Source organism: Bacillus pseudomycoides DSM 12442 (assembly GCF_000161455.1).
GTDB classification, from domain to species: domain Bacteria; phylum Bacillota; class Bacilli; order Bacillales; family Bacillaceae_G; genus Bacillus_A; species Bacillus_A pseudomycoides.
This window is the reverse complement of record NZ_CM000745.1, coordinates 1,573,830-1,585,418: the sequence shown is the minus strand read 5'-3', so window position 1 is coordinate 1,585,418 and position 11,589 is coordinate 1,573,830. Positions and strand designations below refer to the sequence as shown.

6 protein-coding genes, 1 pseudogene and 1 other annotated feature are annotated in these 11,589 nt (G+C 35.0%); of the genes and pseudogenes, 1 reads left to right on the top strand and 6 read right to left on the bottom strand.

Annotated features, from left to right (window positions below; all coding sequences use genetic code 11):
- Positions 1-172: 172 nt before the first annotated feature.
- The 5 genes and pseudogenes from BPMYX0001_RS07905 to asnA form a co-directional block, all read right to left on the bottom strand.
- Positions 173-991 carry a DUF4097 family beta strand repeat-containing protein gene (locus tag BPMYX0001_RS07905; protein ID WP_033798797.1) on the bottom strand — a complete coding sequence of 273 codons (819 nt, stop codon included), beginning with the start codon at positions 989-991 and terminating at the stop codon, positions 173-175.
- Between the two features lie 21 nt (positions 992-1,012).
- Positions 1,013-2,533, bottom strand: coding sequence for a hypothetical protein (locus tag BPMYX0001_RS07900; RefSeq protein ID WP_006094423.1), 1,521 nt, complete (start codon positions 2,531-2,533; stop codon positions 1,013-1,015).
- A 37-nt stretch (positions 2,534-2,570) separates the two neighbouring features.
- Positions 2,571-3,460 (bottom strand): annotated as a pseudogene (locus BPMYX0001_RS07895) (ABC transporter ATP-binding protein).
- 294 nt (positions 3,461-3,754) lie between these two features.
- A complete protein-coding gene (locus BPMYX0001_RS07890; protein WP_033798796.1) occupies positions 3,755-5,770 on the bottom strand; it encodes a class I SAM-dependent methyltransferase in 2,016 nt (671 codons plus the stop codon).
- Between the two features lie 376 nt (positions 5,771-6,146).
- Complete coding sequence (asnA, locus tag BPMYX0001_RS07885; RefSeq protein ID WP_006094420.1) at positions 6,147-7,130, bottom strand: aspartate--ammonia ligase; 984 nt, start codon at positions 7,128-7,130, stop codon at positions 6,147-6,149.
- Positions 7,131-7,200: 70 nt separating this feature from the next.
- Positions 7,201-7,461, bottom strand: a binding site (T-box leader).
- 603 nt (positions 7,462-8,064) lie between these two features.
- On the opposite strand from asnA, the gene BPMYX0001_RS30460 reads away from it, so the two are divergent.
- Positions 8,065-8,202, top strand: a complete 138-nt coding sequence (locus BPMYX0001_RS30460) for a DUF3934 family protein (RefSeq protein ID WP_003196698.1) — start codon at positions 8,065-8,067, stop codon at positions 8,200-8,202.
- 131 nt (positions 8,203-8,333) lie between these two features.
- Here the strand turns inward: BPMYX0001_RS30460 and BPMYX0001_RS07880 are convergent, their stop codons facing one another.
- On the bottom strand, positions 8,334-11,549 hold the full coding sequence (locus tag BPMYX0001_RS07880) for a DEAD/DEAH box helicase (protein ID WP_006094419.1): 3,216 nt from the start codon (positions 11,547-11,549) through the stop codon (positions 8,334-8,336).
- Positions 11,550-11,589 lie beyond the last annotated feature (40 nt).

The window sequence follows — 11,589 nt, the reverse complement described above, 5'->3', positions numbered from 1 at the left end:
CTGTCAAGAAAAAGAGAGTATACAGTGCACCGATGAAGAGCAATCTAGAATAATTTAAAAAGTTTAAATAAACACACCTATAAAGAGATTTATACTGTACAAACATATTCTAAGTAGAGCGAGAGTATCAGTATCCATTCAGAATGTATCTTTCATAATCGAACTTTATTTTTTAAAGCTGTTTCACACTCTCATTACGTTTCAACTCAATCGTTCCTGTCATAGACTGCACCGTTAACTTTGTATCATTCCCTTTTCCAGTTCCTATACGACCTTTTACCTTATGATTGTTTCCTTTTTCACCAGTTGAAAGTGAAAATTCATTTTTTATTTGGCCCGCACGCGTTGACAAGTCAACCTCTAGATTTTTTGGCTCTCTCTTAAAGTTTATATTTATATGAGATGATTCGGTTTTTATTTTACTTTCATTTTTTAAATTTGAAACAGAGGATACATTCACCTCTCCCGTATCGTTTTGAATATCGAAGCTTCCTTCCACTCCCTGTAACGTAATCCCTCCTGATTTGGAAACTCCTTTTATATTGTTTCCTTTATACTCTTTTATTGTCATATCACTTGAATCGCTATACAAATTCAATTGTTCAGATGCTATATTTTCACCTATTACCTCACCTGACTCTGTTTTAACATCTATTTTTTTATATGTTTTTTCAGGAAGGTATATATGCACAGTAGCTGTTTTTAAATTTACAATGGATGAAGAGTGTTCTGTAATAACTTCTAATTTCTCTCCATTCTCTTTCACTTTTACATCTTTTATCTCTCCTATATCAACTTTAATATCTGTTTCTGTTGTAGAATGGAGTTTAATATTTTCTCCTACTGTTTTTATATAAATCTCATTTATATTTTTCACGGCGAACTGTTTGGAGACTGGCGCTTCACTCTCTTTTGTACCACAAGCCACTATACTTAAACTCATTAGACTTATAGATGAAAATAAATATATTTTCTCTTTGATTCCCTTCATTACATCACCCCTCTTGACTACTTACTTGAATATTAGCCGTAGCCTTCCCATTTGCTGTAACTGCCCAATTAATGCAATACTTAGCAATAAGATAGATAACCCCATATACAAAATAGCGTATGATGTTGATATTCCTAAGAAGTCTACATATGGAAGATGATTCACTGGCCCTAAATACCATAAAAGTATATACATGACTTCAAACAATTTATGCGTTCGGCTCCACACTCCAAATACTAACGCTAGCGTTGGAATGAACACTATACCGCTAAGCCAAGAAAACAAGAATGAAATATCTTCAATTAATATAAATTGAATGATAAGACCACTGGAGATAATGAGACCCACGATAACACCTGAAATCCATGTTGCAAAAAACTTATACAATGGGGAACAACTCGAAATAATAATTTGATCCGTACCATAGTATTTTTCTCTCGTCATCATCTGTGACCAAATTGCAATTGGCCAAATTATAATAATAGGTAGCCATCCTTTTGATATATCTACCGGACATATCAATCCAAATGCTATAAGCCCAATCGCAATTACATACCACCAAATCGTAAACCCTTTTAACATAATCGATAGCTCCGCTTTAATTAAACGAAACATACTAATGCTCTTTGTTTTCGTTATAGAAGTGAATATAAAAGAGTTATGATTTTGTTCATTCACAGCGATTGTTTTCTTATTCCCTTCAACCTCTCTTACCTTTTCCTTTACTTTGGTAAATGTAAGAAATCTATTAAACACAAGGGACGTTAGCCAAATTAGTAACATCGCCATTCCAATCCAAACCAAACTTGTTACAAGCATTTCTGCATCCCAAGTCAATCCATCCCAGTGAAATGTTTTAATCTTTCCCTCTACCGGGTTATACCCGAATCCTCCACCATTTGTTTCTCTTAAAAATTCATATTCTCTCATTGCATCATGTATCATATCAGAACGAATGATTCCTAAACCAAATACATCTAAATAACGATTTGACATTTCAAACGACATAATCGCTAATAACACCCACAAGAAAAAGAACACAATATTGCCTACTACACCTTTTAGACCAGGAAACACATCAAAAAAAATTGTGAATGCCGCTAGAAGCAATAATGAAGGAAATACAATATAAAAGAGTGGATATAAATAACCACCTAATTGAAACGAAAGGTCTTCCCCACGTATAAATTGCATTACCATAAAAGCAATGATAAATACCGTCTCAATGACCACTAAAACAATAAAATTAGAAATCGTTTTACTAAAAATATATTGAAATTTACTTATAGGTGAAGCGGCAATCAATTGCCCTACTCCTAACTGTTGATCGTCTGAAATTTGACTTCTTAACATATAAAAACCAAGCAACCAAATAAATAAAGTAGAAGTCATTGCTCCCATACCACCAAGCCAATTTGAATTATATACTCCTCTAACTCCACCAAGATAAAATATTTCATAGCCTGCTGAAGCTGCTGGCACACAAGCATATCCCAAAAAAATCGTTAATCCAATTACAATTAGAAATGGATAACTTCTCATTTGTCTAATTAAATTGTTTTTAATGAAATAAAATAGATTATATACATTGTTCAATTTTATGCCCTCCTTTCGAAGAAACATAATATAAGTAAGCATCCTCAAGAGAGGCTGCGATTATATGTGCTTTAGCACTAGGCGCATTGCTGGAAACGATGCGTGCATGAATTCCATCACTCCGGTGAATCGCGCTGCTTACTATATATTTCTTTTGAACATGATGTAACTCAGAAGCTGGTATAACCCACTCCCATACTTTCCCTCTACATGCTTTAATAGTTGTTCAGGTCTCATATGAGCTAATACATTTCCTTTTGATAATAAAGCAATATCTGTCGCAATTGATTCAATATCCGTTACAATATGCGTCGATAAAATAACCATTCTATCCGTAGAAAGACTAGATAATAAATTTCTAAATCTAATTCTTTCTTCAGGATCCAATCCTACTGTCGGCTCATCTACAATCAATAATTTCGGATCATTTAATAGCGCCTGTGCAATTCCAACTCTTTGCCGCATTCCACCTGAATAGCCACCTAATAGTCGTTTCCGGTCATTCATTAAGTTCAGCGCTTCAAGCAATTCATTGATCCGCTTTTTTGAAGAGCTCATTGATAAACCTTTCATCGCTGCTATATACTCTAGAAATTCGACCGCGTTCATATTTGGATATACACCAAAGTCTTGCGGTAAATATCCGAGCTCTGAACGTAACAACTTCGGTTTCTTTTGAATATTTTCCCCATCCCATATCACACTACCATTCGTCGGTTGTTCAATTGTTGCTAACATACGCATAAGTGTAGACTTCCCCGCACCGTTCGGGCCTAAAAGTCCTAATACTCCTGGTTTTAAATGTAAACTACAATCATTCAATGCTATTTTCTCACCATATTTTTTTGTTACGTGGTCAATTATTAATTCCATCACGTTACCTCCTCACTTTATGAAACAAGTGTAAATTTTTATCACTTACGTTTTCTTATTTTCATTGTAGGTGGTGAAAGTAAAATCTAAGTAAAATCTAGGAAAAATTAGTTTAAAATATAAAACTAGTAAACATAATTTCTAAAGCTCAATTTATACATGCTCATAAAAAAAGATTCCGAAACAGATTATATGTAAATCCGTTTCAGAATCTTTTCTGGAACGAGGCAGCGAAATCGAATTTTGCTAGCCCCATCTTCTATCTTTTAAGTAAAAAACATGATTCCGTCTCTTTTATCTTTTCTCAAACACAATCAAACATGTACTATTCGGCAATGCTATTTGTTCACCATGTTCATCATACAATGTAACCTTTTGCGATAAATGTTCTATATAACCTTCTAGAAGGTACTGCTTGGCCTCAATTACTTTTACATTCTCTGAACCTACAACACTCTCTACAAAATCAATATATTCTTGAAGTGTGAATACACCAAATTGTTCTTGCACCTCATGTGGATACGCTTCTTCTCCCCACGTATACGTATATAAAAATTCCATTGCATCATTAACTGGCATTCTTACTCGATCCACATCTAATATATTCACCTTAATTTGTCGCCCTTGAAAATCACGTTGATAATTTTTTAAGAAAGGCATAGCGGTTTCATCATGAAAATGTAATTCACACCATTCTTTACTTTCTGTCTTTACTCCATCACGAATAATCCAACGTCCTCCAGAAGTCAATACTCGAAATACACTTCTCACTAGACGTTCCATTGTCGCAACATTAAATTTCTTACCATCTGTTTCTCCGTAAGAAAAAATCTCATGATTTACTGAACCACAATGAACTGTAGAAATACTTTCCGGATGGAATGTATCTGCAAGATGTAAAGCATCGCCTAGTGTAACTTCCCAGTTGTAGCCTTTTTCGTATTTATCACTTGTTAACTTCTCAATTACATTTCGTGATAAATCTATTCCAATAACCGATTTATTCGGATAAACCTCTTTAAATTTATTCATCATTACGCCCCCACCGGGACCAATTTCTACTATTGTATCTCCTACTACATATGGAAGAACCACAACTTTATCATCTACACTTCCATTCATATGCGAAAGATATTCTTCCTCATTTTCCAATCGATCAAACACATCCCGGCGTAAGCCAAATATTTCACATAACATCATGACAGCTTGTTCATAATGAGCATTATTTTCTTTTTTACAGGCTAAACAAAATTCGATGAGTGTTTTTCCAACCTCACTTGTTCCAAAACCAATTGTTAATACGTTTTCAGTTTCCTTTAATTCAGGATACATTTCTGATTGAGGAATTCGACTCATATTTAGCAATTCTACTATTGATACACTTCGCAATACTTTTTCAATTGCTCGTTTCGTATAAATATTTAAGTATTTATCTCCACCTCTCTCATAATACAATGCGTCCATAAGAGGCTGGAAACTGATATGATCTATATTCTTCTGAGTAATATGTTGGTAGGCTAATGCAAATACTTTCACGAATTCTTCAAAACTAAAATGAGTTAATGCTGCTTCTACATACCAAAGGTCATAATCAAATAAAACTGTAAACATTTCTTCTAACCTATCATTCATAATTGAATCATACTCTTGAACAAAATATGTATCGTTAGGTGAAGCATTCGTACGTAACCGCCGAATTCGCTGCTTTACACTATATTCAATCAGTTCTCCGCAAAGTATTTGTTCAATACGTTCATATACCTCTTCCTTCACTCTTATCCATAACTTATCAGATACCCCGGTAATAATACATTCATTTAAAACACGAAGCACTTCACGCAGTTCATCTTTTTGAATCACACCTCGCTGCCATAATCTTACCAGTTCATCATGAGAAGTCATGGATACTTCTCCTCGTAATACTTGCCCTATTAATCCATGCGTACGAATAAGTGTAAACGTTACATCATCATATGGAAAATAGCGTCTATAAATAAAAGCTGAATCTTCGTTATGTGCTAAAAACGACACTCCTAAATCCTCCCACTTCTTGCGTTGCGTTACAGAACCACACTTCGATACTTCACTCCAGCATAATACAGTTTCTACACGAGCACGAATACCGTATGAAGCATTCATTTTTTCTAAATGCCTTAGCGTCCGTTCCACATACTCTAATATACTTCGGTAATTCCTTTCTATACTCACCAATCCATATTCTTCCAATAAAAATCCTAGCCATATATTCGCTTCTTTCGTATACATGTTTCCATTTCGTACTTCTTCTATTGCATGTAAACTATGTAACATACTTTTCTCCCCCTTTTGGTTATCCAATAAACATTCTGTCAGAGACATATATATATTAAATGCGTAACCTGTATCCTAATAGCCGAACTACTACATACATGTTATTTCAAATTTTAGTCTATCACACAATTAGTTTTTATTTTTTTGATAATGTACAGCATTCCAATTTACGAAACATAAAAAACATCCAAAAATATCATGTGTCTCTTTTTTCTGCTTTATATACCACAGAAAAAGATATCTCTTGATATTTCGGATGTTTTTTGAAGAGTTTCATACCTCAAAACTAATAAAAAGATAGAGCTAATTTAAATCATGTTTGGTAAACTTATGAATCAACAGTCCCCGTTCAAAAAATAATTCGATGCATTCTTTATTAAAACAAGTGAATGTTTTCCTTCTTACACGCTTCACGCATTTCATCAGGCCATACAGAAGTTTGAACCTCACCGATATGCGCTTTACGTAAGAAGTACATGCACATTCTTGATTGCCCAATGCCACCACCAATTGTAAGCGGGAGCACGTCTTCTAAAATTCCTTTATGGAAATCGTAATCACGTTTGAAATCTTCGCCTTTCTTCGTTAACTGTTCATCAAGTGATTTACTATCAACGCGAATTCCCATTGATGATAATTCAAATGAAGATTGCAGTACTGGATGCCAGAATAAAATATCTCCGTTTAATTTCCAATCGTCATAGTCAGATGCGCGTCCATCATGCTTTTCACCAGAGCGAAGTGCATCGCCAATTCCGATAATAAAGACTGCACCATGCTCTTTCGCAATCGCGTGCTCACGATCTTTCGGCGTTAACTCTGGATATTTATCTTCTAATTCTTGAGATGTGATAAATACGATATCTTCCGGTAAATACTTCCCAAGGAACGGATATTTTTCAAACAAATGATCTTCTAAATCTTTGAATATTCCATAAATTGTACGTACTGTTTCTTGTAAGTAATCCACTGTACGCCATTCTTTTCGAACAATTTTTTCCCAATCCCATTGGTCAACGTAAATGGAATGCGTTGCATCAAGTTCCTCATCACGGCGAATCGCGTTCATGTTTGTATATAAACCTTCACCAGCTTCGTAACCATATTCATGTAGTGCAAATCGTTTCCATTTCGCTAGTGAATGAACAATTTCTAATTCTTCTCCTGAGTGAAGCATATCAAATTCAATTGGACGTTCTACACCGTTTAGGTGATCGTTTAAACCTGATTTTTTCGTTACGAATAATGGTGCAGATACGCGGAATAGTCCAAGACGTTTTGCTAATTGATCCTCAAAAAATGTTTTAACTTCCTTAATTGCGATTTGTGTCTCTCTTACTGTCATTAATGATTGATACATGTTGGTTTCCTCCTAAAATGTTTGGATGTAGTGGAAAGAAGCCAACAAAAAAAGCCCTTCTTTCCCAAAAAACTGGGACGAAAGGCTTTGGTTCCGCGGTACCACCCAAATTAGCAACAGAGGTTGCTCACTTATTCAGTACGGAGATTAGAGAAATCTCGATACTGTTCTTCTTGTAACGGCGAAGTTTCCGGCTAAGTCTACTTTCCTTTAAAGGATTTCGGTTAGCGACTCCAGGAGGTTCTTCATAACAGGCTTCGTATCAGGCTCACACCACCCCTGACTCGCTTTGACTACATCCTACTACTACTCGTCCTTTCATAGTCGTTTTGTTGTCACATCTCTGAAACATTTTATTAATGATTATTCTATACAAAAAAACAAGAAAGTCAACAAAAAGTTTGAAAATATTTTTCAATTCTTTATTTTACGGCTTTATTGATTGTTGTAAATAAAACATCTTTATAAAGTAAAACTTTAATTAGCGGTGGGGGCTTCATCCCCTACCTATCTCCTTTGCTTTTGCTGAATTTTGAGGTGTGAATCTTACCGTTCACGAATAGCGGGATAAAATTTATCGCTTCTTTTGTGGCTTCAATCCAAAAAATAATTTACTCAACGTAACCATCATGTATATGACAAGTAGTGTAATTGTCCGAAAAACAGAATCCATTGTATTTCTCATAAATTTCATTTTCTTTATAATTTTTATCATATGTAATAACATTCTACAATTCGAATAAATCTATACAAATTTCGATAATGATTTCATAATGCATCAAATTACTTCCCATTTTATGATATACTAGAGCATTCAGTTGTTTGTTCTGATCAGCAACTGTTAGGAACAAACATAGTCATGGATCGAGATTATATTTCAAAGACATTGACTACTATCAAAGTAGATTTTCTATAATAATAACGGAGTGATTATATGAGTAAAACGAAAGCTAAAGCTAAGAAGGGGACAGGTCAAGGAACAGGAAGTAAAGGCTGGAACCGCTGGCAATCTAGCGCTAAGAAAAAGAAAAATGCGAAACCTTATAAAAGTAAAGGTACAAAAAATAGTTAACAAAAATATATGATCCACTTACTTTGCTCGAAAAAGAATGTAATTATTACGTTCATAATGAAAAAAGCTATTCTTTGGCATTTACGAAAGAATAGCTTTTATTTCCTTAAAATCCTCTAATATTTACGATGTTAAATCATAAGAATCTCTCTAATTTCTTCCTCCGTAATCGAAGATAGCTTCTCCTGACCTGGCTCAATCACTTCTGCAATTAAATTCTTCTTGCTCTCTTGCAACTCATTCATTTTTTCTTCAATCGTGCCATGCGCTACTAATTTGATCACTTGTACAGTATTCTTTTGTCCCATTCGATAAGCACGGTCTGCCGCTTGCTGTTCGACTGCAGGATTCCACCATAAATCGTACAATATAACGGTATCCGCTCCTGTTAAATTGAGACCAGTACCACCAGCCCTTAAAGAAATAAGGAACAAATCCCCCTCTCCTTCGTTAAACCGATTGCATAACTCTATACGTTCACACGCCGGAGTATTCCCATCTAAATAAAAATACGGGACAGCTTGACGGTTTAACTCCCGTCCAATGATGGAAAGCATCTTCGTGAATTGTGAAAATATAAGAATTCTCTTCCCTGTACTTCTGCACTCCTCCACAATTTCTAGAAGCTGTTCAAATTTAGCTGAACTCCCCCTATAGTCATCGACAAACAAACCTGGGTGACAACAAATCTGCCGAAGTCTCGTCAAACCAGCCAAAATTCTAATTTTGTTTTTACGCAATGTATCTTTGTTTAAATGCTTTAATGTTTCTTCTCTCAACTTTGCTAAATAAGCTGCATAAAGCTTTTTTTGATCTGGTAGTAGTTCAGATGATTGTAAGTGCTCTATTTTCTCTGGTAATTCTTTCAAGACTTCTTCTTTTAAACGACGTAACACGAACGGCTTCACCCGTTTTGCAATGTTTTCACGCCTCAAGTCTCCAAACTCTTTTCTTCCTGGAAGCAATTCCGGGAATACTACATAGAAAATAGACCAAAGTTCCTCTAATGAATTCTCTACAGGAGTTCCAGTCAGTGCAAAACGATACTCTGCTTGAATCGCTTTCACTGCTTTTGCAGTTTGCGTCGTATGATTTTTAAATGCTTGTGCTTCATCAAGAAATAACGTATGGAATGGCTGTGCATATAACTTTACATCTCTTCGTAACAAAGGATACGACGTAATAATAACGTCAAACTTTGTAGCATCTTTTAAAATATTTCGGCGTTCTGTTTGATTTCCATCCACAATAATAGCTCGAATATCTGGAGCAAATTTCTTTAATTCACTTAGCCAGTTATAAACTAAAGAAGACGGCGATACGACTAATACAGGTAGCTTCTTCTCTCGAATTTCAGGCAAAATAGAAGCGATAAAAGTAATGCTTTGCAGCGTTTTACCAAGTCCCATATCATCTGCTAATATGCCACCAAAACGATAATATGCGAGTGTCTTCATCCATTCAAATCCATATTTTTGATATTCCCTAAGGACTGTAGCTAAGCTATCTGGTACAGTAAACTTTAGATTTTTAGGGCTTTGAATGTTTTCTACCAACTCTTGAACAGATTGATCTACACTCAAAACATTTCCTTCTTGAAGTGAACTCATCCATTTTACACTGCGCACGAGCGGTACATTCACTTCTTCTCCTTTTAGAATTTCTTTGCGAATACCCGATTCCTTTATAAACTGGTTAATCTCATTAAACTCCTCGCTCTCTAGGGATAGCAAGGAACCGTTCGCTAATCGATAATATTTACGTTTCTCCTCAAGTGCTGCTAATACACCTTTAATCTCAGCTTCCGGAATTCCTTTTATATCAAAACTGAATGATAACCAATCCATTCGCTCTTTCCGCCTTACCCTTATGAGAGGTGCACTGTTTCCTCTATGAATGCGCAACTTAATAGCTGTAGTCGCATAAATCTCCAGTAAACCTTTCAATTTCGGAACAACGTGATATAAAAAATTATATTCCGCTTCCTCATTATGCATAAAATAACCGCCTTCTGTTTTCGCGAAGGCACTCTCATTCATAATTTCTAAAATTTCTTGTTCTTTTTTCTCCTCCCGATTGAAAACTGAAGGTTGTCCATCCTCTTCTAACGGATTGATAACAACATTTCCATATTGGAATTCTAGTCCTGCCAGTAACCGATCCTTGACCCGATCTAAAAACAATTTGGCTTTGAGAAGTGTTTTTTCAATGCGTTCCGATACAACCTCATCAATCCGAACGTTACCAAGCTTCATTAAACCTGGTACTACTTTCGCTACGAAATGTTCCATTTTCTCAATTGAAATATGAAATTGATTACTTCTAGAACGATTCATCATTCTCTTTAATTCAATAAGCCGATTACAATCCTCCACGTTTAAACGATATAGCTTCCCTCCAAAAAGAGCATAACTATATGTATCCATTACTTGAACTTGTTGTAACCCACTAATCTCAAGTATATATCCCCCATTTACACCTTTATTGAACTCAAAATTTATAGGTAATAATCCTTTTGAGACATGTACACCATGAAATGATTTTCCATCATGCTCAACCGTTACAAATGAAGTAGCGGAAAGCAGTGAAAGCATATAATCCCAGGACGCAGGTGGAATTAAAATCATACTTTCATCTTGTTTAGCGTTTATTTGCAACGATTCTACATACATTTTTTCATTTCGGTAAATTTGAATCAGTTGTTGAATAACAGCATCCGTTTCCGGCTGAAAACTATAAGCATCTGACGTGTAAGTAAAATTATTTGAACATATGAAAGGCTCTCTTTGTTCCACTCTATTAAGAAACTCTCTAAGCTTATATACAGTGTATAACTTCTCTAACTTTACCTGAATACCAAACAGCGTCCCCCCGTTTTTAGAAGATACTGGAATACAAAAGAATTCCACATCAAGTATTTTTCGTGTATCAAATCGGTGCTGCTTACTTTTAGGTCGCAGTGGCTTTTCATCAAATAAATCCAACATACCACTCGCTAGTTGAGCATCTTTAGAGTTCATGGGATCTTTTTTTGAATTAACTTCTAACGATTGTCCACTTTGTTGAAAATTATTTATATATAGTAATACAGCTGCAATATGTTGACAATATGTATGAAAAGAAGCAAGTGAAGGACAACTGCATTCCCCAACAATATCACCATTATGAGCGGTTTCTATCTTGACATAGAAATCTCCGTTCCCCTTTACTGTTGCCTCGCAAATATTTCTCTGAGTATCGTAATTAGTAATATCAACCTTGTCTGTCTTATAATAGGCCTCACCCTTTTTATATGAGGTTTCTCCACATAATCGTTTAATTATTGTTTTATTTAATGTAAAGCTCATTATTTTGACCCTTCCCTAAAAATAAAAAATTTATCTTTCT

Bases quoted from the DNA above. Each gene is read 5' to 3' on its own strand.
- BPMYX0001_RS07905 (WP_033798797.1), bottom strand. From the start codon at position 991: ATGAAGGGAATCAAAGAGAAAATATATTTATTTTCATCTATAAGTCTA.
- BPMYX0001_RS30460 (WP_003196698.1), top strand. From the start codon at position 8,065: ATGAGTAAAACGAAAGCTAAAGCTAAGAAGGGGACAGGTCAAGGAACA.
- asnA (WP_006094420.1), bottom strand. From the start codon at position 7,130: ATGTATCAATCATTAATGACAGTAAGAGAGACACAAATCGCAATTAAG.
- BPMYX0001_RS07880 (WP_006094419.1), bottom strand. From the start codon at position 11,549: ATGAGCTTTACATTAAATAAAACAATAATTAAACGATTATGTGGAGAA.
- BPMYX0001_RS07900 (WP_006094423.1), bottom strand. From the start codon at position 2,533: ATGAGAAGTTATCCATTTCTAATTGTAATTGGATTAACGATTTTTTTG.
- BPMYX0001_RS07890 (WP_033798796.1), bottom strand. From the start codon at position 5,770: ATGTTACATAGTTTACATGCAATAGAAGAAGTACGAAATGGAAACATG.